Annotated in this window: 22 protein-coding genes and 1 riboswitch; of the genes, 7 read left to right on the forward strand and 15 right to left on the reverse strand. The window is 63.9% G+C overall.

Annotation, left to right across the window (positions count from 1 at the left end; all coding sequences use genetic code 11):
- Nucleotides 1-84 precede the first annotated feature (84 nt).
- Together AC5QPF_RS29300 and AC5QPF_RS29305 are read right to left on the reverse strand one after the other, a co-directional pair.
- Nucleotides 85-537 carry a DUF1249 domain-containing protein gene (locus AC5QPF_RS29300; protein WP_494961075.1) on the reverse strand — a complete coding sequence of 151 codons (453 nt, stop codon included), beginning with the start codon at nucleotides 535-537 and terminating at the stop codon, nucleotides 85-87.
- Nucleotides 528-1,145 (reverse strand): NUDIX domain-containing protein, encoded by a 618-nt coding sequence (locus AC5QPF_RS29305; RefSeq protein ID WP_494961076.1) that lies wholly within the window; start codon nucleotides 1,143-1,145, stop codon nucleotides 528-530. The genes AC5QPF_RS29300 and AC5QPF_RS29305 overlap by 10 nt, the downstream gene beginning before the upstream one ends.
- Nucleotides 1,146-1,331: 186 nt before the next feature.
- Between AC5QPF_RS29305 and AC5QPF_RS29310 the strand changes: the two genes are divergently transcribed.
- Nucleotides 1,332-2,078 carry a DUF3298 domain-containing protein gene (locus AC5QPF_RS29310; RefSeq protein WP_494961077.1) on the forward strand — a complete coding sequence of 249 codons (747 nt, stop codon included), beginning with the start codon at nucleotides 1,332-1,334 and terminating at the stop codon, nucleotides 2,076-2,078.
- Here the strand turns inward: AC5QPF_RS29310 and cytX are convergent.
- Nucleotides 2,047-3,330 (reverse strand): putative hydroxymethylpyrimidine transporter CytX, encoded by a 1,284-nt coding sequence (cytX, locus tag AC5QPF_RS29315; RefSeq protein ID WP_494961078.1) that lies wholly within the window; start codon nucleotides 3,328-3,330, stop codon nucleotides 2,047-2,049. The two genes, AC5QPF_RS29310 and cytX, sit on opposite strands and share 32 nt — an antisense overlap.
- A gap of 93 nt (nucleotides 3,331-3,423) precedes the next feature.
- Nucleotides 3,424-5,313 carry a phosphomethylpyrimidine synthase ThiC gene (thiC, locus tag AC5QPF_RS29320; RefSeq protein WP_494961079.1) on the reverse strand — a complete coding sequence of 630 codons (1,890 nt, stop codon included), beginning with the start codon at nucleotides 5,311-5,313 and terminating at the stop codon, nucleotides 3,424-3,426.
- A 148-nt stretch (nucleotides 5,314-5,461) separates the two neighbouring features.
- Nucleotides 5,462-5,567: riboswitch (TPP riboswitch) on the reverse strand.
- Nucleotides 5,568-5,710: 143 nt separating this feature from the next.
- On the opposite strand from thiC, the gene AC5QPF_RS29325 reads away from it, so the two are divergent.
- Nucleotides 5,711-7,144 (forward strand): TolC family outer membrane protein, encoded by a 1,434-nt coding sequence (locus tag AC5QPF_RS29325; RefSeq protein WP_494961080.1) that lies wholly within the window; start codon nucleotides 5,711-5,713, stop codon nucleotides 7,142-7,144.
- A gap of 41 nt (nucleotides 7,145-7,185) precedes the next feature.
- Here the strand turns inward: AC5QPF_RS29325 and waaA are convergent, their stop codons facing one another.
- The gene (gene waaA / locus AC5QPF_RS29330; protein WP_494961081.1) at nucleotides 7,186-8,457 is read right to left on the reverse strand and encodes a lipid IV(A) 3-deoxy-D-manno-octulosonic acid transferase; all 1,272 of its coding nucleotides are present in this window, start codon (nucleotides 8,455-8,457) and stop codon (nucleotides 7,186-7,188) included.
- 73 nt (nucleotides 8,458-8,530) lie between these two features.
- Nucleotides 8,531-9,424, reverse strand: coding sequence for a LysR substrate-binding domain-containing protein (locus AC5QPF_RS29335; protein WP_494961082.1), 894 nt, complete (start codon nucleotides 9,422-9,424; stop codon nucleotides 8,531-8,533).
- 87 nt (nucleotides 9,425-9,511) lie between these two features.
- On the opposite strand from AC5QPF_RS29335, the gene AC5QPF_RS29340 reads away from it, so the two are divergent.
- The 4 genes from AC5QPF_RS29340 to AC5QPF_RS29355 are packed head-to-tail and all read left to right on the forward strand — an operon-like array spanning nucleotide 9,512 to nucleotide 12,886.
- Entirely contained in the window at nucleotides 9,512-9,844 is a 333-nt protein-coding gene (locus tag AC5QPF_RS29340) for an SMR family transporter (RefSeq protein ID WP_494961083.1), read from the forward strand.
- A gap of 54 nt (nucleotides 9,845-9,898) precedes the next feature.
- On the forward strand, nucleotides 9,899-11,074 hold the full coding sequence (locus tag AC5QPF_RS29345; protein ID WP_494961084.1) for an FAD-dependent oxidoreductase: 1,176 nt from the start codon (nucleotides 9,899-9,901) through the stop codon (nucleotides 11,072-11,074).
- A complete protein-coding gene (locus AC5QPF_RS29350; protein ID WP_494961085.1) occupies nucleotides 11,071-11,883 on the forward strand; it encodes an aldo/keto reductase in 813 nt (270 codons plus the stop codon). Before AC5QPF_RS29345 ends, AC5QPF_RS29350 begins: the two co-directional genes overlap by 4 nt.
- 40 nt (nucleotides 11,884-11,923) lie before the next feature.
- Nucleotides 11,924-12,886 carry a metal ABC transporter ATPase gene (locus tag AC5QPF_RS29355; RefSeq protein ID WP_494961086.1) on the forward strand — a complete coding sequence of 321 codons (963 nt, stop codon included), beginning with the start codon at nucleotides 11,924-11,926 and terminating at the stop codon, nucleotides 12,884-12,886.
- A 155-nt stretch (nucleotides 12,887-13,041) separates the two neighbouring features.
- Here the strand turns inward: AC5QPF_RS29355 and hldE are convergent, their stop codons facing one another.
- Nucleotides 13,042-14,463 (reverse strand): bifunctional D-glycero-beta-D-manno-heptose-7-phosphate kinase/D-glycero-beta-D-manno-heptose 1-phosphate adenylyltransferase HldE, encoded by a 1,422-nt coding sequence (gene hldE / locus AC5QPF_RS29360; RefSeq protein WP_494961087.1) that lies wholly within the window; start codon nucleotides 14,461-14,463, stop codon nucleotides 13,042-13,044.
- 119 nt (nucleotides 14,464-14,582) lie between these two features.
- Nucleotides 14,583-16,385: a lipid A export permease/ATP-binding protein MsbA gene (gene msbA, locus AC5QPF_RS29365; RefSeq protein ID WP_494961088.1), complete on the reverse strand. Its 1,803-nt coding sequence runs from the start codon at nucleotides 16,383-16,385 to the stop codon at nucleotides 14,583-14,585.
- Nucleotides 16,386-16,486: 101 nt separating this feature from the next.
- Between msbA and AC5QPF_RS29370 the strand changes: the two genes are divergently transcribed.
- Nucleotides 16,487-17,131 carry a phosphotransferase gene (locus AC5QPF_RS29370; protein ID WP_494961089.1) on the forward strand — a complete coding sequence of 215 codons (645 nt, stop codon included), beginning with the start codon at nucleotides 16,487-16,489 and terminating at the stop codon, nucleotides 17,129-17,131.
- Between the two features lie 36 nt (nucleotides 17,132-17,167).
- On the opposite strand, the gene AC5QPF_RS29375 is transcribed toward AC5QPF_RS29370, so the two are convergent.
- From AC5QPF_RS29375 to AC5QPF_RS29405, 7 genes are all read right to left on the reverse strand, one after another.
- A complete protein-coding gene (locus AC5QPF_RS29375) occupies nucleotides 17,168-18,244 on the reverse strand; it encodes an O-antigen ligase family protein (protein WP_494961090.1) in 1,077 nt (358 codons plus the stop codon).
- 77 nt (nucleotides 18,245-18,321) lie between these two features.
- Complete coding sequence (locus tag AC5QPF_RS29380; protein ID WP_494961091.1) at nucleotides 18,322-19,092, reverse strand: glycosyltransferase family 2 protein; 771 nt, start codon at nucleotides 19,090-19,092, stop codon at nucleotides 18,322-18,324.
- 36 nt (nucleotides 19,093-19,128) lie between these two features.
- Nucleotides 19,129-20,085: a glycosyltransferase family protein gene (locus AC5QPF_RS29385; protein WP_494961092.1), complete on the reverse strand. Its 957-nt coding sequence runs from the start codon at nucleotides 20,083-20,085 to the stop codon at nucleotides 19,129-19,131.
- The gene (locus tag AC5QPF_RS29390; protein ID WP_494961093.1) at nucleotides 20,082-21,506 is read right to left on the reverse strand and encodes a PIG-L family deacetylase; all 1,425 of its coding nucleotides are present in this window, start codon (nucleotides 21,504-21,506) and stop codon (nucleotides 20,082-20,084) included. The genes AC5QPF_RS29385 and AC5QPF_RS29390 overlap by 4 nt, the downstream gene beginning before the upstream one ends.
- Nucleotides 21,503-22,399: a GNAT family N-acetyltransferase gene (locus AC5QPF_RS29395; protein ID WP_494961094.1), complete on the reverse strand. Its 897-nt coding sequence runs from the start codon at nucleotides 22,397-22,399 to the stop codon at nucleotides 21,503-21,505. Before AC5QPF_RS29395 ends, AC5QPF_RS29390 begins: the two co-directional genes overlap by 4 nt.
- Entirely contained in the window at nucleotides 22,399-23,529 is a 1,131-nt protein-coding gene (locus tag AC5QPF_RS29400; protein WP_494961095.1) for a glycosyltransferase, read from the reverse strand. The genes AC5QPF_RS29395 and AC5QPF_RS29400 overlap by 1 nt, the downstream gene beginning before the upstream one ends.
- Nucleotides 23,513-25,270: a carbamoyltransferase C-terminal domain-containing protein gene (locus AC5QPF_RS29405; protein ID WP_494961096.1), complete on the reverse strand. Its 1,758-nt coding sequence runs from the start codon at nucleotides 25,268-25,270 to the stop codon at nucleotides 23,513-23,515. The genes AC5QPF_RS29400 and AC5QPF_RS29405 overlap by 17 nt, the downstream gene beginning before the upstream one ends.
- Between the last annotated feature and the right edge of the window lie 67 nt (nucleotides 25,271-25,337).

Consider the following 25,337-nt stretch of genomic DNA (forward strand, 5'->3'; position numbering starts at 1 on the left):
GGGCCGTCTCCTTGTGGGAATCCTCGACGATTATGGTGGGGAAGAATCGGAGGATCAAACCAGCACCACGACGGCCGTCACATTTCAGCGAACCACTTCCATTTCATGACCGCAGGCCAGGCAGTGGCTCAGCCATTCGCCGAGAAACAGGTTGAGCTGGGCTTTTTCGTCCGGCTGGTGCATCGCCGTGTTGGGATACGGGTAAATGCTGCGCAGGCGACGAGCGTGTTCGGCACTGACCACCTCGGCCATGCGTGCGTCGTGATAGACCTGCACTTCCAGCTGCGGTACCGGCAACCACGGCAGGCTGTGCTCCTGGCGCACGCGCAGGGTAGTGGTATACGGACAGGCCAGTACCACGTCCAGGGCGAGCACGCCGAGCATCTGGTCGCCCTGGGTCATGCCGATGCGCCGCGAACTGGTGGCACTGCGCATGTCCGGCAGCAGGCGCATCAGGCGCGCGTAGTTGGCTTCGCAGGCAGCCTGCAAACCGACCAGATCGACCCGATAACGCTCGCGTACAAGATTCACGACCACAGCCCCCTGACTTCATCTCGGTTCAAAGCCAGCCATTGCAGGGCGATGATCGTCGCCGCATTGGCTATCTGCCCATCGCGCACGGCCTGCAGGGCATCCTCGAACGCCCAGGCCCGCACGCGGATGTCTTCGCCCTCTTCTTCAAGACCATGCAGCCCGCCAGCCCCCTCGCTGCTGCAACGACCGAGGTACAGATGGACCAACTCGTCGCTGCCGCCGGGAGACGGGAAATACCGGGTCATCGGCCACAGCGCGGAGAAGGTCAGTCCAGCTTCCTCCTGCGCCTCGCGGTGTGCAACGTCTTCCGGCTGTTCATCCTTGTCGATCAGACCGGCGACCAGTTCCACCAGCCACGGGTTGGCGGTCTTGTCCAGAGCTCCGACGCGAAACTGTTCGATCAACACCACTTCGTCGCGCTGCGGGTCATAGGGCAGCACGCACACCGCATCATGGCGGACGAACAGCTCACGGCTGATCTCGCGCCCCATGCCACCGGCAAACAGTTCGTGGCGCAGGTGCACCCGGTCGAGCCGGTAGAACCCCTGGAAACAGTTCTCGCGGCGAACGATGTCGACGGCAGTGGGGACGGTGTTCAACTTGTCTGTCATGGAAATCCTCGATACCTCACGTACAGCGTCGGGCAATCCTACTCCGCGTACCCTCGGCTTTCACCCTCTTTAAAGTCAACCCGGAGACTGCGAGGATAGGCACCGCCCGTCTATTCCAGTCTAGTGGCGAACCGACGGCCATGCCGACGGTCCAAGGCCGATCACCGTTGTTCCAGAAGGATCATCATGACTCTTGTCAAACTGACTACCGTGGCTGTCCTGGCCCTTGCCCTGGGGGCATGCCAGAGCGTCTTCCAGACCAACATGCGCAAACCTCTGGAGGTCAAGCGCGAGGCCTGGGAGCACATCAAGCCCGGTTGCAGCGCCAGCGACTGTCCGCTGGTGAACATCGACACGCTGCAGTTTCCGGCGGAGCCGCGGCTCGATGGCATCATCGAGCGTGGACTGCTGCAACTGACCCGCGACGAGCCTGGCGCGCCGTTGCCGGCGTCGCTCAAGGCCTATGAGGAACGCTTCCTGCGTTCGGCCGAAAGCCGCAACAGCACTTACCTGCAGGCCAAGGTACGCGAGCAGCATGACGGACTGGTGATCATCGAGCTGTCCAGTTATCGGGACACCGGTGGCGCCCACGGCATGCCGGGCCGGGCCTTCATCAACTGGTCGCGGCAACAGGAGAAGGTCCTGACCCTGCAGGACATGCTGGTGCCGGGTCAGGAAGCCACCTTCTGGAAGACCGTGGAGGAAGCTCACCGCGGCTGGCTGATCGCCAATAAACTGGATCAGGACCCGGAATTCGTGAAGAACTGGCCCTTCCAGAAAACCTCGAACATCGCCCTGACCTATGGCGCGGTGGTGCTCAAGTACGACGTGTACGCCATTGCGCCCTACGCCATGGGCCACGTCGAACTGAAAATCCCCTACCCGCGCCTGAACGGCGTGATCAGGCCGGAACTGTTTCCCGGCCGCGGCTGAAGCTGAACAGCCCGTGCAACAGCCCTGCCAGCAGCAGCGCCGGCAGGGTCGCGCCGACATCCGGCGCGTAGTTGGCCAGCAGGTGGTAGGCGGCTACGCCGCCAGCCCAGGCCAGCACGGCGCCGAGGTGCAGTGATCCGACCCGCGCCGGCAGGCGACGGCTGCGCAGCACGAAGTGATCCACCAGCACCACGCCAAACAGCGGCGCGAACACCGAGCCGATCAGCAGCAGGAAGTTCTGATACTGCGCCAGCGGCGCAAAGCAGGCGATCAGGGTGCAGACGATGCCGATCGCCAGCGCCAGGTGCTCCACCTTCAGGCGCAGCAGCAAGCCGCTGGACACCGCCGCCGAGTGGATATCGGCGAAGGCGTTTTCGGATTCGTCCAGCAGAATCAGCAGCAGCGGGATGCCCAGGCCAGCACCGGCCAGCGCCAGCAGCAATGCGTTGACCTCGCCACTCGGGGCGAAGGCCAGGGTGTAGGCCACGCCCAGGCTCATCAGCCAGAAGTTACCGATGAAGAAGCCCAGCGCGGTACCGCCGAACACCCGGCTGGCGCGCTTGCCGAAACGCGAGTAGTCGGCGATCAGCGGCAGCCACGACAGCGGCATGGCGATGGCGATGTCGAAGCCCACCGCCAGCGACATCGAACCGTCACCGGCGCGGGCCCACAACGCGGCCAGGTCGGCCTTGGCGAAGAGGTTCCAGGTCAGCCACAGGCAAGCGCCGAGCAGCAGCCAGATGCCCCATTTGCGCAGGACCCGGCGGACGAAGGTGAGCGGGCCACTGACTGCCAGCAGAGTAGCCAGGCCGCCGAAGAACAGGGTCCATAGCAGTGGGCTGTTCCACGCGCTGTTTTCACCGAACGACTGGGCGCCGAGCAGGCTGGCGGCGTCGCGCATGACGATGATCTCGAACGAGCCCCAGCCGATCAGTTGCAGCAGGTTGAGCACGGCTGGCAAGGCCGCTCCGTGCTTGCCCAGGCTCAGGCGCAGCGCGGCCATGGCCGAGAGTCCGGTGTCGCTGCCAATCACCCCGACCGCTGCCAGCAGCAGGACCCCGACCAGGGTACCCATGGCGATCGCCAGGATCGACCCGGCCAGACCCAGGCCCGGCGCGAGCAAGGCGCCAGTCTGCAGGACCATCAGGCCGATGCCGAGGGAGAACCACAGGGAGAACAGGTCACGGGCACCGAAGATGCGCTGGTGGTCGGGGACGGGGGAATCGGGGGAGTAGTTGCTGGGTAGGGGCACGACAGTGGTCTCGGCAGGAGTTTTTTGTTGGTTTCGAGGGCCTCATCGCTGGCAAGCCAGCGATCGGGGCCGCCTCGGCGGCCCCGGTTTACCTCAGACTTTCTTGTACAACTGGCTGCCTTCCTGGCGGAACCGCTCGGCCTGCTCGCGCATGCCGTCCTCGACCGCCACGTCCACCGCGTCGATGCGCTGGTTGGCGGCGTATTCACGCACTTCCTGGGTGATCTTCATCGAGCAGAACTTCGGCCCGCACATCGAGCAGAAGTGCGCGACCTTGGCCGAGTCCTTCGGCAGGGTCTCATCGTGGAACGAACGTGCGGTATCCGGATCCAGGCCCAGGTTGAACTGGTCTTCCCAGCGGAACTCGAAGCGCGCCTTGCTCAAGGCGTTGTCGCGGATCTGCGCACCCGGATGGCCCTTGGCAAGGTCCGCAGCATGGGCGGCGATCTTGTAGGTGATGATCCCGGTCTTCACGTCATCCTTGTTCGGCAGGCCGAGGTGCTCCTTCGGCGTGACGTAGCAGAGCATGGCGCAACCGAACCAGCCGATCATCGCCGCGCCGATGCCCGAGGTGATGTGGTCGTAGCCCGGCGCGATGTCGGTGGTCAGCGGGCCGAGGGTGTAGAACGGCGCCTCGTCGCAGCACTCCAGCTGCTTGTCCATGTTCTCCTTGATCAACTGCATCGGCACGTGGCCCGGGCCTTCGATCATGCACTGCACGTCATGCTTCCAGGCGATCTTGGTCAGCTCGCCCAGGGTCTCCAGCTCGCCGAACTGCGCTTCGTCGTTGGCGTCGGCAATCGAGCCCGGACGCAGGCCGTCGCCCAGCGAGAAGCTGACGTCGTAGGCCTTCATGATTTCGCAGATTTCATCGAAGTGGGTGTAGAGGAAGTTTTCCTTGTGATGCGCCAGGCACCACTTGGCCATGATCGAGCCGCCACGGCTGACGATGCCGGTGACCCGCTTGGCGGTCAGCGGCACATAGCGCAGCAGCACGCCGGCGTGGATGGTGAAGTAGTCCACACCCTGCTCGGCCTGTTCGATCAGGGTATCGCGGAACAGCTCCCAGGTCAGGTCCTCGGCCACGCCGTTGACCTTTTCCAGGGCCTGGTAGATCGGCACGGTACCGATCGGCACCGGCGAGTTGCGGATGATCCACTCGCGGGTTTCATGGATGTGCTTGCCGGTGGACAGGTCCATCACCGTGTCCGAACCCCAGCGGATGCCCCAAGTCAGCTTGGCCACTTCTTCCTCGATGGAGGAACCCAGGGCACTGTTGCCGATGTTGCCGTTGATCTTCACCAGGAAGTTGCGGCCGATGATCATCGGCTCCAGCTCCACGTGGTTGATGTTGGCCGGAATGATGGCGCGGCCGCGGGCGATTTCCTCGCGGACGAACTCCGGGGTGATCTCTTTCGGGATGCTGGCGCCGAAGCTGTGGCCGGCATGCTGCTGGTCAAGCAGACCGGCGGCGCGGGCTTCCTGGAGCTTCATGTTTTCGCGGATGGCGACGTATTCCATCTCGGCGGTGATGATGCCCTTGCGCGCATAGTGCATCTGGCTGACGTTGGCGCCGGCCTTGGCACGGCGCGGGTTACGCACATGGGCGAAGCGCAGCTTGGTCAGTTCGGCGTCGGCCAGGCGCTGCTGGCCGAAGTCGGAAGAAAGGCCAGCGAGGCGCTCGGTATCGCCGCGGTCATCGATCCAGGCCGAACGCACGTCGCCCAGGCCCTTGCGCACATCAATCACAACGTTGGGGTCGGTGTACGGGCCGGAGGTGTCATAGACCAGCACCGGGGCGTTGGCTTCGCCGCCGAAATCGGTGGGGGTATCGTCGAGGCTGATTTCCCGCATGGGCACGCGGATGTCCGGACGCGAGCCTTCGACGAAGACCTTGCGCGAACGGGTGAAGGGTTGCACGGATTGCTGGTCGACCTGGGCGGATTCGCTCAGGTTGCTCGGGTATTTTTCTTGTTTGCTCATCACAGGCTCTCCTGACGGGTTGGATGTCGGAGTGAACCTGATGCAGGCACGGACGCACCGGGGGCGGTGCTGTGCTGGAATACGGGGGTGTCTGGCGGCTGTGACAGCTGACTCGACATTCCCGGACCCGGCACAAGAGGGCTCGCGGGAAGCGAGCAATCTTGTTCCCTACGCAGGCGCTAACCTGATCAGGTTCAACGGGATCCGGAATTATCCGATCTCAGCCTCAACGCAAGGCACCCCGACAAGAACGTTCGCAGTCTAGACTGGAGTGGCGACAAACGCCAACCCTCCCGCCACAAGCAGGACAAATGGCGCAATTGTCAGATTGTTGCGAGGTGCTTACACAAACTACACTCGCAAGTTCAGAATTACCCTTTCGTTCAAGGATCGCCCTATGCTGCGCAAACTCTCACTGGCGCTCGCCGTGTCTTGTGCTTCCAACGGAATGGCCTGGGCCGCGGACCCATCGCTGTCGAACAGGACCGATCTGGTCAGCGTCTACCAGGAGGCGGTGAACAATAACGCCGACCTCGCTGCCGCCCGTGCCGACTACGGCGCCCGCCGCGAAGTGGTGCCCCAGGCCCGTGCCGGCCTGCTGCCGAACCTGTCCGCCGGTGCCGAGATGATGAGCACCCGTACCAGCATCGACCAGCCTTCGGTGACCTCGAACCGCAGCGGCAACTCCTGGCAGGCGACCCTGTCCCAGCCGATCTTCCGCGCCGACCGCTGGTTCCAGTTGCAAGCCGCCGAGGCGGTCAACGAGCAGGCCGCGCTGCAACTGTCGGCCACCGAGCAGAACCTGATCCTGCAGAGCGCGGAAAACTATTTCGCCGTGCTTCGCGCCCAGGACAACCTGGCCTCGACCAAGGCCGAGGAAGCAGCGTTCAAGCGCCAGCTCGATCAGTCCAACGAGCGCTTCGATGTCGGCCTCTCCGACAAGACCGACGTGCTGCAGTCCCAAGCCAGCTACGACACCGCGCGGGCCAACCGGATCATCGCCGAGCGCCGCGTGCAGGATGCCTTCCAGGCCCTGGTGACCCTTACCAACCGCGACTACAACTCGCTGCAGGGCGTGGTCCACACCCTGCCGGTGCAGGTGCCGGCACCAAACGACGCCAAGGCCTGGGTCGATACCGCCACCCAGCAGAACCTCAACCTGCAAGCTACCAACCATGCCGTACAGGCTGCCGAGGAAACCCTGCGCCAGCGCAAGGCCGGGCACGCGCCGACGGTGGACGCGGTGGCGCGCTACCAACGCGGTGACAACGACAGCTTCGGCCTCACCAATCCCAACCAGTTGCCACAGGCCTATGGCGGCCCGGTCGAGCAAACCAGCATCGGCTTGCAGTTGAATATCCCGATCTACAGCGGCGGCCTGACCAGCTCGCAGGTGCGCGAGGCCTACCAGCGCCTGAGCCAGACCGAGCAGCAGCGCGAAAGCCTGCGCCGCCAGGTGGTGGAAAACACCCGTAACCTGCACCGCGCGGTGAACACCGACGTGGAACAGGTGCAGGCGCGCAAGCAGTCGATCATTTCCAACCAGAGCGCGCTGGAAGCCACGGAAATCGGCTATCAGGTGGGGACACGGAACATCGTCGACGTGCTCGATGCCCAGCGTCAGCTGTACACCTCGGTGCGCGACTACAACAATACCCGCTATGACTACATCCTCGACAACCTGCGCCTGAAGCAGGCGGCCGGGACGCTGAGCCCGCAGGACCTGCAGGACCTGGGGCGCTGGCTGAAGCCGGACTACAACCCGGACAAGGACTTCCTGCCGCCGGACCTGGCGGCGGCGGCCAAGGCCAATTTCGAGGCCCGGCCTTAAGGGCCTCATCGCGGGCAACGCCCGCGATGAATCCACCACAGTTACCGGATCAAACGACCCAGCCCCTCCAGCAACCGCTGCAACGCCCCCTGATTGGCCCGCATCACCGCCAACCCGGCATCACCCATACTCCGCGCATCCTTTGGCAGCTCGATCAAGCGCCGCACCGCCCCCGCCAGGCCCTCGGCATCATCCACCTCCTGCAAAGCCCCCGCCTCCCGCAACATCGCGCTGATTTCCAGGAAGTTGAACACATGCGGTCCCATGATTACCGGCAAGGCCAGCGCCGCCGGTTCCAGCGGGTTGTGCCCTCCCGTGGGCACCAGGCTGCCGCCGACGAAGGCGATATCAGCGAGTGCGTAGAGGAACAGCAACTCGCCCATGGTGTCGCCGAGCAGCACGCGGGTCTTCCCGTCCACCGCCGCGCCGGACGAGCGTCGTACCGTGGCGAACGCCTCGCTGCACAGCCCATTCACGGCATCGAAGCGCTCGGGATGACGCGGGACCAGGATCAGCAAGGCATCGCCATGGATCTCCAGCAGTTGCTTGTGCGCGGCGAGGATCAGCGCGTCCTCGCCATCGTGGGTGCTGGCGGCAATCCACACCGGACGCTGGGTCGCGCCCCACTGCCCGCGCAGCTCGCGGGCGCGGGGCAGCAGGTGCTCGTCGATCTTCAGGTCGAACTTGATCGAGCCCGTCACCTCGACGCATTGCGGACGTGCACCCAGTTGGCGGAAGCGCTCGGCCTCAGTCTCGGTCTGCGCCGCGATCAGGCTCATCTCCTCCAGCATCGGCCGGGTCAGGCCGGCGAAGCGTGCGTAGCCGCGGGCCGAGCGCGCGGACAGCCGCGCATTGGCCAACACCACGGGAATTCCGCGTTTAGTGCACTGGTGGATATGGTTCGGCCACAGTTCGGTTTCCATGATGATCGCCAGCTTCGGCTGGACCCGGTCGAGGAAACGCGACGCCGCCCAAGGCAGGTCGTAGGGCAGGTAGCAGTGCTGGATGCGCGGCTCGTTGGCGAACATCGCGCGGATCCGTTCCGAGCCGGTGGGGGTCATGCAGGTGACGGTAATCGGCAACTGTGGATAACGTTGCAGCAGCGCGCGGATCATCGGCGCCGCGGCGATGCTCTCGCCCACCGACACCGCGTGCACCCAGATCCCGCCAGGTTTCAACGGCGGCAGGCCGAAGGCGAAGCGCTCGCCGATGCGCTGGCCATAGGCCGGGGCCTTGCGCGCACGAAGGAACAGGCGCAGCGCAACCAACGGCAGGCCCAGGTGAAACAGCAGGGTATAGAGGGTTCTGTTCATGGCGCGCAAGTGTACAAGGAAGCAGGAGGAAAAGGTGTCGCCTGAATTGGGGCTGCGCTGCGGCCCCAATGCTTCACCCCATTTTCCGCAGATGCAACGCAAACCGCTCTGCCAACCACTGCGCCGCCGGCCCCAACGGCTCATCCCTGCGCCAAGCCAGCTCCACCACCAGCGCCGGCGGCCGCCATTCGCACTCCAGCGCCACCATATGCTGCTGGTAGGTCGGATACTGCACCACATGCCGCGGCAACCAGGCCCAGCCCAGCCCGCGCATCAGCAATTCGGCCATCACATAGAAACTGTCCGCCCGCCACACCTGCGGACTGGCCGGCTCGCCCCCCGCATACCCCCCATCCCGCGGATTGACCAGCAATTGCCGGTGCCGCGCCAGGTCCTCGCAACTGACCCGCTCCAGTGCCGCCAGCGGGTGCCCCGGCGGGCACACGGTAACCATCTCGATGCTGCCCAGCACGCGCCGCTCCAGCGCATCCGACACCCGCTCATGGTGGAACATCAAGCCAAGGTCCGCCCGCCGCTCCACCAGTTGCCGCGCCACATCACCCTGGGCGCTGCTGGCCAGTTGCACTTCCAGCAACGGGAAGCGCTGCGACAGCTCGTCCAGGCTCTCGATTACCGGTGGATAGGGCATCGCCTCATCCTGCGCCAGGCGCAAGCGCGGCTCCTGGCCCCGCATCAATGCCGAAGCCCGGCCATCCAGGCGTTCGCACTGGCGCAGCAGCTCCCGGGCGTCTTCCAGCAATGCGGTCCCCGCCTCGGTCAACTGCGGCTGACGCCCGCTGCTGCGCTCGAACAGGGTCACGCCCAGGTCGGTTTCCAGCAGCGCGATGGCATTGCTCACGGCCGACTGCGCCCGCCCTTCGGCCCGGGCCACGGCGGAAAACGAACGCCGCTCGGCCACTTCGACGAACAGGCGAACCTGCTCCAGACTCCACTGCGGTTGGACCATCTAACCTATCTCCCTAGCTGATAGGAAATGACTTTACCGCATCCGGCCAAGCCCTAGAATGCGCGAGCCATCAGAGGAGTCCGAATCATGAATGCCTACACCTATCTCGCCATCGCCATTTGCGCCGAAGTCATTGCCACTGCTTCGATGAAAGCGGTCAAGGGCCTGAACACGCCGTTGCCGTTGTTGCTGATGGTGTGTGGCTACGGCATCGCGTTCTGGATGCTGACCCTGGTGGTGCGCAGCATTCCGGTGGGCATCGCCTATGCGATCTGGTCGGGCCTGGGTATCGTCCTGATCAGCATCGTCGCGCTGGTGATCTACAACCAGAAGCTGGATGTGCCGGCCATGCTCGGCATGGCGATGATCGTCGGCGGCGTGGTGGTGATCCAGCTGTTCTCGAAAACCGCCGGGCATTGATGGGCTGCAACAGGCGTATACTTGCCCGCCTGTCCAGCTTGTTGAGGTAACTGCATGTCATCGGTCATTTCCACCGACGTCCTGATCGTCGGCGCGGGGGTCGCGGGTCTCTGGCTCAACGCCCGCCTGCGGCGCCTGGGTTACTCGACGGTGCTGGTGGAACGCGCCAGCGTCGGTGGCGGGCAGACCCTCAAGTCCCAGGGCATCATCCACGGCGGCGCCAAGTACGCGCTGCACGGTGCCCTGACCGGCGCCTCGGAAGCCATCGCCGACATGCCGCGACGCTGGCGCGAGGCCCTCGCAGGCGACGGCGAACTTGACCTGTCCGGCGTGCGCCTGCTCTCCGAAGCCCACTATCTCTGGTCGCCCGGCACGATCGCCGGCAACCTCACCAGCTTCTTCGCCAGCAAGGCCGTGCGCGGCCGCGTCGACCAGGTCAAAGGCGACCAGTTGCCGCCAGCCCTGCAGGACCGCGGCTTCAAGGGCAAGGTCTATCGCTTGGCCGAACTGGTGGTCGATGTGCCGAGCCTGTTGCAACGCCTGGCCGAGCTGGGCGGCGACAGCCTGCTCGCCGGCGAGCAGATCGAGCCGCTGCGCGAGGGCGACGATCTGGTCGGCCTGCGCGTCGACGGCCGCCAGATCCGCGCCCAGCGCGTGGTGCTCAGCGCCGGTGCAGGGACCGCTGACCTGCTCGCCGACCTCGGTCTGAACCAGCCGGCCATGCAGCGCCGGCCGCTGCACATGGTCCTGGCCAAGGGCCCGAGCCTGAAACCGCTGTACGCCCACTGCCTGGGCGGCGGACCGAAACCGCGCATCACCGTCACCACCCACCCGGCCGCCGACGGCCAGTGGGTGTGGTATCTCGGCGGCGACATCGCCGAAGCCGACGGCGTGGCCCGCGAAGCGGACGCGCAGATCGCCGCGGCGAAGAAGGAAGTCGCCGGCCTGCTGCCGTGGGTCGACCTCAGCCAGGTGCGCTGGGCCACCCTGCGCGTCGACCGTGCGGAGCCGGCGCAATCTGGCCTGGTACGTCCCGACAACGCCTTCCTCGCCGACCAGCAGCGCCTGCTGGTCGGCTGGCCGACCAAGCTGGCCCTGGCCCCGGACTTCGCCGACCGCGTGCTGCAGGCCCTCGACCGCGACGGCATCAAGCCGGGCAACTGCCCCGCCCTGCCCGACCTGCCGAAACCGCCACTGGCCCAACCGGAATGGGAGCGCCTGCTGCCATGACCCTGCCGATTCTGCACGACCTGCATCGCCCGCTGGGTAGCACCGGCCTGTCGGTTTCGCCGCTGGGCCTGGGCACCGTCAAGCTGGGCCGCGACCAAGGGGTGAAATACCCTAATGGCTTCACCATCCCTGACGATGACACCGCCCGCCTGCTGCTGGCCCAGGCCCGCGAGTTGGGCATCAATCTGATCGACACCGCGCCGGCCTACGGCCGCAGCGAGGAACGCCTAGGCCCGCTGCTGCGTGGACAACGCGACCAGTGGGTGATCGTCAGCAAGGTCGGCGAGGAGTTCGATGACGGCCAGTCCCGCTTTGACTTCAGCGCCGTCCATACCCGCGCTTCGGTGGAGCGCAGTCTGAAACGACTGGAAACAGACTTCATCGACCTTGTTCTGGTCCACTCCAGCGGCGACGACCTGCGCATCCTCGAACAGGAAGAGGTCTACCAGACCCTCGCCCTGCTCAAGCAGGAAGGCAAGATCCGTGGCTTCGGTTTCTCCGGCAAGACCGTCGAGGGTGGCTTGAAAGCCTTGGAACAGGGCGACTGCGCAATGGTCACCTACAATCTCAACGAGCAGACCGAGCGCCCGGTCCTCGACTACGCCGCAGCCCACGGCAAGGCGATCCTGGTGAAGAAGGCCCTGGCCAGCGGCCATGTGTGCCTGAGCCCCGGAGTCGATCCGGTGAAGGCCAGCTTCGAGCTGCTGTTTGCCCATCCCGGCGTGAGCAGTGCTATTGTCGGGACCATCAACCCGCTGCACCTGGCCCACAACGTGGCGACCGTCGCGCAGGTGTTGCGCCAGCACTGAGCCGCCGCCGCGGCCGACCCCAACGCAAGAAGGAGCCGACATGCCGCGAACGCTGATCCGCAAGAACCCGAGCAACTTCAAGACCCTGCCCCTCCATGTCGAAGCCGGACCGGAGGGTTTGAGCTACCAGAGCATCGGCCGACCGCTGAACTTCGCCCAGACCCTGCAGCGGCGCAAGGCCATCCAGTTGCCGGACAGTGAGCGTTTCGCCGTCGAACTGGCCAACCTGGGTGTCTCGGTGCGCCTGACCCTGTGCTGGCAGCACCGCGATTACTGGGTACTGGTGCGCCAGCGCCGACAAGATCGTGGCGACGTGGTGCTCAAGCTGATCTCCGGTTACGTGCCGGCTCAGGAACTCAACCTGCCGTTGCACACCGCGGTGCAGGAAGTCGCCGAGGAATGCCTGCTGGAAACCCCCGAAGGCTGGCTCGGCGGGCGCTTCAACGACACCTGGCTGCCGGCACCCTACGCCGCCGCCCTGCACTACCGCGAGGCCCTGCCCTTCACCCTGACCCCGCATACCGGCGCAGCGCGCCCGGTGCGCTGCGGCAACCAGCAACTGATCGAACGGCCGCGGGCTTATGTGCACCTGCCCACGGCCTCGCTGCAGTTGATCTACGACCTGCGCCTGCAGGTGCCCAAGGAAGCCAAGTCGCTGAGCCTGTTCCATGTCGACGAGCGTCTTGAAGGCGACCAACTGGTGGCCCGCCTGGACCGTGGCCGACCCGACCTCTACCTGATGCCGCTGGAGGATGGCCAGCCACTGCCGGAGCTGTATCAGTTGAAGAAGGATCGCCTGGTACCGGCCGGGACCCGTGGCCTGTACCTGGCCGAGAGTTTCGCGCAGCAGGAAGGCTGGGTGGTGAAGGAGGAGCGGATTCGCTGGAAGGATTGGCTGCGCCAGCAGGGGCTGACGCCGAAGAAGCCGGACAGTGGCTTGCACCGGTTGACGGGGAAGGCGAAGGAGTTGCTGCAGATGGCGCGGGGCGGCCTGAGCAAATAAAGACTCAGGCGCGGCCGCAGCCCCTGTGGGAGCAGGTTTACCCGCGATGACGTCGGTGAATCCACCACCGCAATCGCGGGTGAACCCGCTCCCACAGGGGACCGCGTTGATCTCCAGATAGAAGAAGGGCCTGCAATGCAGGCCCTTTCCTTGTTTCAGTTCTTGCGGATCTTCTCGACGATCGCCGTGGTCGAGCTGTTTTCCACCAACCCCAGCACCTTCACCGTCCCGCCGTAGGCCTTGACGATATCGGCACCGACCACCTGGTCGACGCTATAGTCACCTCCCTTCACCAGCACATCCGGCTTGACCTGGCTCAGCAGGTTTTCCGGGGTGCCTTCCGGGAAGCTGATCACCCAGTCCACCGCACCGAGACCGGCCAGTACCGCCATGCGCCGGTCGACGCTGTTGATCGGGCGACCCGGGCCTTTCAGGCGGCTCACCGAGGCGTCGTCGTTGACCGCGACGATCAGGCGATCGCCCTGGGCCCGCGCCTGCTCCAGGTAGGTCACGTGACCGGCATGGAGGATGTCGAAGCAACCGTTGGTGAAAACAATCTTTTCCTTGTGCGCGCGAGCATCGTCGATAGCCAGCAGCAACTGGTCGAGGCTGAGCACGCCGCGTTCGGAGCCTTCCTCACGCTGGATCGCACGACGCAGTTCCGGGGCGCTGATCGCTGCAGTACCCAGCTTGCCGACCACAATGCCGGCGGCCAGGTTGGCCAGACCGACCGCGTGGGGCAGGTCTTCGCCTGCGGCAATGGCCGCGGCCAAGGTGGAAATCACCGTATCGCCAGCACCGGTCACGTCGAACACTTCGCGGGCACGGGCGGGCAGATGCAGGGCCGGATGATCCGGACGCAGCAGGGTCATGCCGTGCTCGCCGCGGGTCACCAGCAAGGCGCCCAGTTCGAGTTCGCGCATCAGTTGTCCGCCCTTGGCCACCAGTTCGGCCTCGTCGGCGCAACGGCCTACGATGGTCTCGAACTCGCTGAGGTTCGGGGTGATCAGGCTGGCACCACGGTAGATGGAGAAATCCTTGCCCTTGGGGTCGGCCAGAACCGGGATGCCACGCTCGCGGGCCGCCTGGATAAGGCTCTGGTGATTACGCAGTGCGCCCTTGCCGTAGTCAGACAGGACCAGCACCTTGACCCCCTCCAGCAAGGTATCGACTTCCGCGCCGAGGGACAGCGGGTCGGTGGCGAAGGGTTCCTCGAAATCGATGCGCAGCAGTTGCTGGTGACGGCTCATGACCCGCAGCTTGACGATGGTCGGCTGGTGCGCGATGCGCTGGAACACCGAGCGCACGCCCGCCGCCTGCAGGCTGCTGGCCAGGCTCTCGGCCGCCTCGTCCTGGCCGGTGACACCGACCAGCGCAGCCGGCGCGCCCAGCGCAGCGATGTTCAGAGCCACGTTGGCCGCGCCGCCGGGACGGTCCTCGATCTGCTCGACCTTGACTACCGGCACCGGCGCCTCGGGTGAGATCCGGGAAGTACCGCCATGCCAGTAGCGGTCGAGCATGACATCGCCGACCACCAGTACCGGGGCTTGATCGAAACGCGGCATGGACAACTTCATGGAGAACCCATCAGACAAAATGAACAGGGGCGGGATATTAGCACAGGCGACGCACTTGCCAGATTACAGCAGTAATGTCCTGTAACAGCGCGGGGCGCAGAGCGCCCCGGAGGTGTGTATCAGGTGATGTCGGCCTTGCTTGGCTCGTCCAGGCCCATGGCATGGAGGCGGGCGTAGTAGCCGTTCGCGGCGAGCAACTGGGCATGGCTGCCGCGCTCGACGATACGCCCCTGGTCCATCACCAGGATCAGGTCGGCCTTCTCGATGGTCGACAGCCGGTGGGCGATGACCAGGGTGGTCCGGCCCTTCATTACCTGGTCGAGAGCCGCCTGGATGTGCCGCTCGGACTCGGTGTCCAGCGCTGAAGTCGCTTCATCGAGGATCAGCAGCGGCGCGTTCTTGAGCAAGGCTCGGGCAATCGCCAGGCGCTGGCGCTGACCACCGGAGAGCAGCACACCATTCTCGCCGACCTGGGTATCGAAGCCTTGTGGCAGTTGCTGGATGAACTCCTTGGCATAAGCGTCCGCCGCGGCTGCCTCGATCTGATCACGAGGCGCACCTGCCAGGTCGCCGTAGGCGATGTTGTTGGCCACAGTGTCATTGAACAAGGTGACGTGCTGGGTCACTTGGGCAATGTGCCTGCGCAGGTTGCGCAGGCGATAGTCCTCTACCTCGACTCCATCAAGGAGGATCTCGCCTTGCTCATGCTGGTAGAAGCGTGGGATCAAGCCGGCCAGGGTCGACTTGCCGCTGCCGGAGCGACCGACCAGAGCAATCATCTGGCCTGGCTCGGCGGTGAAGTTGATATCGCTGAGCACCGGGCGCTCGGTGCCCGGGTAGGTGAAGCTCAGATTGCGCACTTCCAGGCGACCGTTGACGCGATCACGCTCGACAGTGCCGCTATCGACTTCGGGCTCGACATCCAGTTGTTCGAAAATGCTTTCCGCGCCGGCCACGCCGCGCTGGATGGTCGAGCTGACCTCGGAGAGCTGGCGGATCGGCTTGGGCAACAGGCCGGCGGCGGTGATGTAGGCCACCAGATCACCCGCTGTAGCCTCACCGCGCAGGAACAGCACGAGGAACATCAGCACCGCCATGGCGGTGTAGATCACCAGTTGGAGCATCGGGGTGTAGACCGCGCCGGTCTTGGTCATGCGCAGCTGTTTGTCGGTGTTGCTCTGGCTGGCGCTGGCGAAACGCTCCTGCTCGTAGCGCTCGCCGCCGAAGCTGCGCACCACGCGATAGCCCTGGATGGTCTCGGAGGCGACATGGGTCACGTCGCCCATCGCCACCTGGATCTTCTTGCTCTGCTTGCGGAATTTCTTGCTCGCGCTGCTCACCATGATCGCGATGAGTGGCAGGATCGCCAGCATCACCAGGGTCAGTTTCCAGTTCATCCACAGCAGGTAGACGAACAGGAACACCACGGTCAAACCTTCGCGGATCACCACCTTGATGGCATCGGTGGCCGCACCGGTGACCATGGTCACGTTGAATGTGATACGGGAGATCAGGTGGCCGGAGTTGTGATTGTCGAAGTAGCGGTTGGGCAGGACCAGCAATTTGTTGAACAACTCGACACGCAGGTCGTGCACCAGGCCCAGAGAGACCTTGGCCAGGAAATAGTTGCCCAGGTAGGAACCCAGCCCCTGCCAGGCGGCGATCAGTACGATCAGCAGTGGCACGGCCTGGAGTAGTTGGAGGTCCCTCAGGTAGGGCACAGTGGGGAACAGCACCGCTTCGGGGTTGCTCAATCCATCGACGAAATACTTGAGGATGCCAGCCAGCATGGGCTGGGTCGACGCGAAGATGACGAAGCCGACGATACTGACCAGGAAAGTGCCCAGGTAGGGCTTCACATAGCTCAGCAGACGGAAGTAGATCTTCAGGCTCGAAGGGCCGGACGAATCGGGAGCAGTCATGAGAGTCCGTCGTATGAAAAAGGTGCGGGATTGTAGCACAAGCGGTTTTTGCCACTTCGTGCTGGGGTAATATAGCCGGCTGGCTTTACACAGGAGTTTCGATGCAAGCGCTCGACCATGCCCGTTACCTCGCATTACGCGAAGGAGCGCACGTTCTGGAAGCCGATGGCACCGGCGACAAGGTGTTGCGCCTGCGCGACGGCTCGATGCTGAAACTGTTCCGGCGCAAGCGGCTGATCAGCTCCGCAGCGTGGTACCCCTATGCCCGGCGCTTCGCCGACAACTGCCGGGTTCTCGCCGAGCGCGCCATTCCGTGCCCGCGGGTGCGCGAGGTCTATCGCATTGCCGAGATCGCCCGCGATGCGGTGCACTACGACCCACTGCCCGGCAAGACCCTGCGCCAGTTGCTGGACGACCATGGCAACGACGACGGGCTGCGGCGCCAGTTGGGGATCTTCATTGCGCAACTGCACGAGTCGGGTATCTACTTCCGCTCTGCACACCTGGGCAACGTGGTGCTGACACCCGAAGGCCATCTCGGCCTGATCGACATCGCCGATATGCGCACCTATCGTCGCCCCCTGCGCAAGACCGAGCGTCTGCGCAACTTCAAGCACATGCTGCGCTACAAGGAAGACCGTGCCTGGCTGCTCGGGCAAGGCAACGATGTGTTCTCCCAGGCCTACGCAGCTGCGCAGACCCGCTGCAGCGCCGCAGACCTCGACACGGTCCTGAGCCAGGGCTGAAACGGAACGACCACCCGAAGGTGGTCGTCATTCGTATCAGATCAAGGATCGCCGCTTTTCCTGTACGACCCGCCCCATGACCACGGCTGCCGGCAGCAGCACCAGTGGCCACAGCTCATCGGGGTTGCCCACCAGCTTGCTGCCATCGAAGTTCAACATCACCAGCGCGCCCGCCAGGAACAGCCCCCACGGATCACGGTTGCGCCAGGCCAGCAACAGGGTCGCAGCCATCACCACGATGAACAGCGCCAGCGAGACCCCACCGGTGTACAGCCCCAACGCAACGAAGATGTTGTGCGGATGCTGAATGGGCATAAAGCCGCCCAGCAACTGAGTACTCTTGAATTCGACACCACAGCCCATCAGCCAACCGCAGTTGTGCCATTCACCGACCATGATCTGGAACAGTTCGCCCCGGAAGGAGTCGCCTCGCGCCAACAACCCGACGAACCAGGCCTGATCATGGATGATCCAGAAGGTCAGTCCCGTCACGACGATGCCGGCGACCAAACCGATCAGCCCGAGTTTCGGGAATTTCCAGATGGACTGGATGGCCCAGAGGCCGAACAGGAAAGCCGCACCGACCAAAGCGGTTCGGGTCTGCAGGACGAAGGTAATGGCAAAGAGGCTCAACAGCACGGCAGCAGTCGCCTCAAGATAGCGGCGCTCCTTAAGCCATAGCGGAAATGCCAGCGCGAGCGCACAGAGCAGCCAGATGCTGGTATAGATCACGTTCTGCAGACGCGAGGGCAGCAAGGCAACCCGCTCACCGACGCCGTACAGGCCGACCAGGTAGGCATACGCTGCAAATCCATAGATGTAGATGCAGAGGATCCAGAACATCCCCCGGACGAACAGTGCGTTGCGCACCTGGTCAGGCTCGATCAGTGCCGCGACGATGAACACGAACAGGGTTACGTAGAGAATGTGCTTGTAGAACTGGCCGTCCCCGGCGATTGCCGCCGGCACCAGGAACCAGGCCATGAATGCCAGCCAGGCCCAGGCCAGCGGCTGCTGCAACAGGCCTGCACCACGCTCCTTGATCAGGAACACCAGGCCCGGCAGGGCGATGAAGGCGTAAAAGATGTTGTTCGTCCACTTCGACGAATCCATCAGGATGTAGCTCAAAAGAAATATGATCGTCGCTACGGCAAAATAGCTTCGACTGGTTCTGCTTCCCACAATTTGCCTCACAAGAAAGTGCTGATCAAAAATCCGATGACGATGCCGACAGCAATGCTTCCCATGAGTTTGAAGCGATCCCTGCGTTTACGTCGAATCTTGTTGACGCGCTCCTGCGGCAACTCGACATGTTCACCGAAGCCGGTATGCAACACGGCATCGTTTTCCAGAATAAGTGCGTAGCGATTTTCCGCCGCGTAGGCACGCGACAGGCTCTTTTCGCCGGAATGCGCGGCATAAGGCGCGTGCTGCTGGTAGTCCGCCAGACGACGTAGCCCGGGGTTGAGCGAGAACCCTTGCCAGTCGGCCTTGTGCGAGCCCAGTTGATAGAACGGAATGCCCTGGACCACCTGCCGCTCGTTGAGGAACACATACGGGCTGTGCACCTGCAGATCGTGATTGAAGCTGCGCAGCCAGACCTGCAACGCCTGCGGGTCGGCCTCGAGCAAGACCTGCGATTCCTCGATGAAGCCAGGACGGTAGAACGCCCAGTCGTCTTCGCAATGAAACACCCAGAATGTCTTGATCTGCGCGTAGGCCGCATCGATGGAGCGCATCTGGCCAAGCTTGGGATTGTTGACGATGAACGTGGTGTGTTCACGCCACGCGGCCGGGATGCAGTCACGCACCGCCTCGTCGCCGGAATCTTCCGTGATGAAGACTTCACGGATCGGCGCCGTGTTGAAGCGATCGAAACTTTCGAGCGTGCGCTTCAACAGGTCGAACCGGCCACAGCTGGTCACCATCAAGGTGATCTCACTGTTTTCGCTGAAGACCATGGTTATCTTTCCTCGGTAAAAAACGATGAAGCGGCCTTATAGGCCTAGCGCACTACGCAACCTTGCCCACCAGCCCGGCGCGACATGCGGGCGCAGCGGCGCACGCATGGCCTCGACGATGGCGCGGCCCAGTGCGTGGAAGGTGAAATGCTGCTCCGCCAATTGCTGCCCGTTGCGCGCGATGCTGTCCGCCAGCTCGGGCTGCTCGCGCAACTGCTGCAACTTCCTGCGCAGTTCGTCGAGGTCGCGGTACAGCACGATGTTGTGCAGGTCGACGAAGCCCAACGCGCGGTTCTCTTCTTCGCCTTGGTCGTACGCCAGCAGCACGCATCCACAAGCCATGGCCTCGAAGTTCTTGATCATGTATTCGCCCATGCCGACGTCGGCACTGACGAAGAAACGGATCCGGCTCAGGGTGGCGCGGTATTCCTCGCCTGACTTGGTGCGAGTGATCACCAGGTTCTCGACCTTGGCCAGGGATTCGAGCATGGCCTTGCGCCCGGAATAGGCGACGCTGCGCAAGCTGCCGACGAACGCCAGCTCGATATCGCGCTCGAGCCCCTCGTTATTCAGCAAGGCCTGGTCGTAGCCCTTCGGAATGAACACCGCATCGAATCCTTCATCGCGCAGGCGCCGGGTGACGACCGCGCCGGAGGTAATGATTCTGGCCCAGGGCAGCTTGCTGTAATGCTCGCTGAACTTTCCGGTGTATTTGCACGGGATGTAGTTCTGGTAGGCGTCGTGTTCCAGGATCACCAGGTTCGGCAAGGTGCGGATGAAAGCGACCTGGCGGATCTCCTTCTTGAAGCGCAGGAAGAACAGGATGCGGTCATACTGCTCGACCTTGACGTGCTCGCGGAAGTAGGCGCGCAGGTTGTCCTGCTCGGCATCGCTCAGCCAGCGGATGTCGCAGTCGCACTCGGCCGCGATACCGTCGTAGAGACGGTCAAGGATTGCACGTTGGTCTTTCTGAACCAGAAAAAGGACTTTCACCGTTGTTCTCTCTTGTCGGCACGCGTTACGACCCAGAAGAGTTCGTGCCGGCGAACTGCCTTGCGAAAAAATTCGTTCTCACCGAAGGCTGGCCATTTCCGGCCCGCCAGGTAACGTTGCAGCAAGCGTCGCAGACGCCGCTTGAGCGGCAGGCGAGGCTGAAGGTCGTGCATCATGCCTAACGACATGGCCTTTTGCCACTGGCTTTGTGTGGAGACTGGCCGTGCCCATGGCCGCAGCGCCACGCCGCTGTCGAAATACGGCGGAAGCGCCACGCCGCTGCCGGCATCGCCCATGGGCCAACGGTCGTTGTCATGCAGGTGATTGGCGTAGTGCATGAGCACGTCTGGCTGCCACAGGGTCTGCGCCAGTGCCTCGAGCACCGCGTCACGGGCACAGACATGGTCGGGATGAGGATCGAGTGTCGGCTCGGGCAGGACGATGCTCGCCGGGCGGATGCGCTCGATCAGTTCGCACAGGTCCTGCACCAGGTTCTGCCAGGACGGGGTGCCGTTGGCGTCGCTCTTCAGCGCCACACTGTTGAAACGACGGAACAGGCGGGTATCCAGCAAGTCCGCCTCGCGGGAGCCGACGGCCTGCTCCGGGTCGGCCTTCATTGCCGGCAATTGCAGGCAGAAATAGCCAAGTTGCACACAGCGCGCCTGGGGCACGCCGGCCCAGAGTGGCACGCTGAGACTGTCCCAGGCCCGCAATTGGCCCTTGAGGCGGGCAGCGGAAACCGGGTCCAGACCCATGTCACGGTAGTGCTCGGCCTCGATTTCACCGGCGGTCAGGGTCACGATCCAGCTTTCCTGCGCCTCGGCATAGGTAGCGAAGGCAGCCAGTTCGGCATCGTCGGCATGCGGCGCGATCACCAGCAATGGCCCGGCCAGGTAGTCGGGATGGCGGCACACGAACAGCTCGGCGTCGTCGTCCAGGCGACAGTATTGCCCCGCCAGGCGCAAGCGCCCCTCACCCAGGGCCTGGGAATGGCCGGTCAGGTTCAGGTAGCGAATACCTGCCACACAACGCTCGAAGACCTGGCAATCGTCTTCGTCACCGTGGATCTTCACCGCCGGGTCGAAAAAGCGACCCAGCCAGCCGGCACGCAGGCGAACCTTGAGGACCAGGGTATCTTGCGCATCCAGCCGGCACGCCTCGGGCACCGTCACGCAGCCATCGCGCAGCCCCACGGCATGGCGCTCATCGGCATCGAGCCGGTAGTCGTAGTCAGTGGCAGGGGGATAGAACAGGTGATCGGCGAACCACGCCTCATGCGCGACCCAGGCCAGCAATGCGAGCACCAGCGCAAGCCACCAGGCCACCAGCACCCCGACCACCACCAGCAGCGCCAGGCCAAGCAATAGCCCAAGCCGCTTGTTGCGCCGATGGCGCTTGAGCAACTGCTGCTTGCGATTCAAGACTGGAACACCGGCACGGGGTTGCACCATCGATCCTTGTACTCGCGATCGGAACGGCCAAAGGAGAAACGCAACGGTTTGTTGCGCGCCCTGGCGTCTTCCCAGGCGGCCTGGGTGTTAAGGAAACTGAGCACGCTGCCCGGACTGAACTCGCGGGTCTCGGGATCTACCCCACCGTTGACGTACTCAACACTGATCCAGTCTGGCGCATCGACCCTGTACACCAGCTGAATGGCGATCGGTGCGTCATTGAGGAACACAACCGAACCGATCAACAGCGAGCGAAGGCGCTCGATCGCCTCGGCCATGCGCTCGGCACCGGTGGCCGGGAACCCCCAGCGCCGCTGGAACAGATCGCAGTACATCGCCGCGATCTCGGCGCTGGTGAAATCAGTGACCGGCCGCACCGTACCGCCCGCCTCCTCCAACAAGCGCAGTTCACGCCGCTGGTTGTAGCGGAACTTCTTCGACAGCTCTTCCGGCTGACGGGCCATGGCCAGTGCTTCGGCTTGAGCCTTCAGACCGCTGAAGCGGCCCTGGTTGAGCTCGGACAGGTAACGCGCGGCATGGCGCAGTGGTGCCTGAGCATCGGCAGCGGCCGGCAGGATGATCTCGGCATTACCAAGGTCGAACAGACCTTTCTTGCCCTTGCGTTTGAGAACGTCCTTGGACAGGGCCAGGTACCGCCCCCAGGTCGGGATCGCCGCCTTGATCTCGCCACCCTGTTGCCAGGCCAGGTAGCGCACGGGGATGTCAGCCATCTCCGCCAGTTGCGCGACCACCAGCGGATGGGTGGCAACACTGCCACCAAAGCGCAACCAGGCTTGTTCGTAGGTACGCGCGTCGATGACGCTCCAGCCACGCTCGCGCCAGCCTTGAATATGGTTGAGCATCAAGCCTCCGCGGTCAGCGCGACGACATGGGGCAAGCGCCAGAAGACCTCGCGGACCGCCTCGTCGGAAAAGCGCTGGCGCAGGCGTTCGAGCATGCGCGAGCGACATTCGTCGAGCTGTGCCTCGTCCATGCTGGCGAGCACTTGCAACGACTGCGCGAGTCCGGCGGCATCCGCCAGCGGGAACAGCACGCCGACGCCTTCCACCACTTCCGGAGCACCACCACAGGCGGTCGCCGAGACAGGCACGCCGGCCACCATGGCCTCCAGCAGGACCATGCCGAACGGCTCGTGGTCCGAGCTCAGGGCAAAGGCATCGAATGCAGTGAAATAACGGCGAGCATCGGGCACCTGGCCGAGAAAGTCGACCTGCCCGGCAATGCCCAGCTCGGCAGCCAGGGCCTTGAGCGAAGCCGCCAGGCGGCCCTTGCCGAGTATCGCCAGGCGAGCACCTTCCGGCAGATTGGGCCGCGCCTGGGCGAAGCCGCGCAGCAGGGTGGCCTGGTCCTTGTCAGGATGCAGGCGACCGACGTTACCGACGATCCATGCCTGCGGGTCCAGCTTCAGCGCGGCACGGGCCTCGGCAGCGGGTACCAGTTGGCCTTGCAAGGCTTCGATATCGATACGGTTGTACAGCGTCTGGATACGCTCGGCCGACCACTTCTTCAGCGCGCCGCGCATGTCGTCGCGTACTGCATCGGAGACACCGAGCAAGCTCAGGCGCTTGCGGAACAGGTTGGCCAGAAGCTGGCGACTGCCACGCTTGTAGTCATCGAACGCATGATGCACGCCGATGACCGGCAGACGGGTGCCCAGCAGGGCGATGTAGACGGGCTTGAAACGGTGGGCGATGCAGAAGCTGAACGCGCGCGTCGCGGCGATCTTGCGCAACGCGGCGATCGCACCCAGCTTCAGGCCACGAATGGCGCTGGAGCTGAATTCGAGGAACAGCACCTCATCGCTGGCGCAGCCTTCGGCCACGCGCGGATCGGCCTTTCCCGTGAGAAAAACCGTGGTGACCTTGTAACCGCTGCCGGCGAACAGGCTGGCGTACTGACGGGCACAGTCGAGAAAGGGCCCGTCATAGCCATGGCAGAACTGCAGGACGCGCTTGTCAGTCGAGCGTGTCATAGGCTTTCGCGCCGTCCTTCACCACCAGGATGTCTTCCATGATCAGGTACTGGAGGTCGGAACCGAAGAACATGTTCAACGCATCGGTCGGCGAGCAGATCATCGGCTCGCCACGACGGTTCAGCGAAGTGTTCAGCGACACGCCGTTGCCGGTCAGGCCTTCCAGGGCCTTCATCATGTCGTAGTAGCGCGGGTTGTACTCGCGCTTGAGCACCTGGGCGCGGGAGGTGCCGTCCTCGTGGACCACTTCCGGCACGCGGGTCTTCCACTCTTCCGCCACTTCGAAAGTGAAGGTCATGAACGGCGCCGGGTGATCGACCTTGATCATCTGCGGACCGACGGTGTCCAGCATGGACGGGCAGAAAGGCCTCCAGCGCTCGCGGAACTTGATCTGCTCGTTGATGCGGTTGGCCACGCCCGGCACGCTCGGGCAGCCAATGATGGAGCGACCGCCGAGGGCACGCGGACCGAACTCCATGCGGCCCTGGAACCAGGCCACCGGGTTGCCGTCGACCATGATCTGGGCGATGCGCTGTGGCATGTCGTCGATCTTGCGCCATTTCGGTGCACTCGGATGACGGGCACAGGCAGCGATCACGTCTTCGTTTGAGTAGGACGGGCCGAGGTAGACGTGCTCCATCTTCTCCACCGGCACGCCACGGGCGTGGGACACGTAGGCAGCAGCACCGACCGCAGTACCGGCGTCGCCGGAAGCCGGCTGGACGAACAGCTCGGTGACATCCGGACGGGCGATGATCTTCTGGTTCAGCTTGACGTTCAGCGCGCAGCCGCCGGCGAAGGCCAGCTTGCCGGTTTCCTTGAGGATGTCGCCCAGATAGTGGTCGATCATCTGCAGCGCCAGCTTCTCGAACAGCGCCTGCATGCTCGCGGCGTAGTGGATGTACGGCTCGTCGGCGATGTCGCCTTCGCGCTTCGGACCCAGCCACTCGATCAGCTTCGGCGAGAAGTAGAAGCCCTTGCCCTTCTCTTTATAACGGCGCAGGCCGATGACGTTGGCGTACTCGGTGTTGATCACCAGTTCGCCGTTTTCGAAGCTGGCCAGACGCGAGAAGTCGTACTTGCTGGCGTCGCCGTACGGCGCCATGCCCATGACCTTGAACTCGCCGTCGAGCATCTCGAAGCCGAGGAACTCGGTGATCGCGCCATACAGGCCACCCAGCGAATCCGGATCGAAGAATTCCTTGATCTTGTGGATCTTGCCGTTCTCACCGTAGCCGAAGAAGGTGGTGGCGTACTCGCCCTTGCCGTCGATCCCGAGGATCGCGGTCTTCTCCTTGAAGCCAGAGCAGTGGTAGGCGCTGGAAGCGTGGGCCAGGTGGTGCTCGACCGGCTCGATCTTGATCTTCTTCGGATCGAAGCCCAGTTGCTCCAGGCACCAGACGATCTTCTTGCGGTAGCGCTTGTATCGACGGTTGCCCATCAGGATCGCGTCGAGGGCGCGGTCCGGGGCGTACCAGTAGCGCTTGGCGTAGTGCCAGCGCGCCTCGCCGAACAGGCTGATGGGGGCGAACGGGATCGCGACTACGTCGACATCAGATGGCTTGATGCCAGCCTGTTCGAGGCAGAACTTCGCCGATTCGTAGGGCATGCGGTTCTTTGCATGTTTGTCGCGCACGAAGCGCTCTTCTTCAGCGGCGGCGATCAGCTTGCCGTCGATGTACAGGGCCGCGGAAGGATCATGGCTAAGGGCGCCGGACAGGCCAAGAATCGTCAATGCCAAGGGTCTAGCCTCTTCATTCGGTAAAAATGCGCCCCGGCCTCATGGGCGGGCGGCGGCGAAAGGGCGG

This window comes from Pseudomonas sp. Con_6 (genome assembly GCF_059379395.1).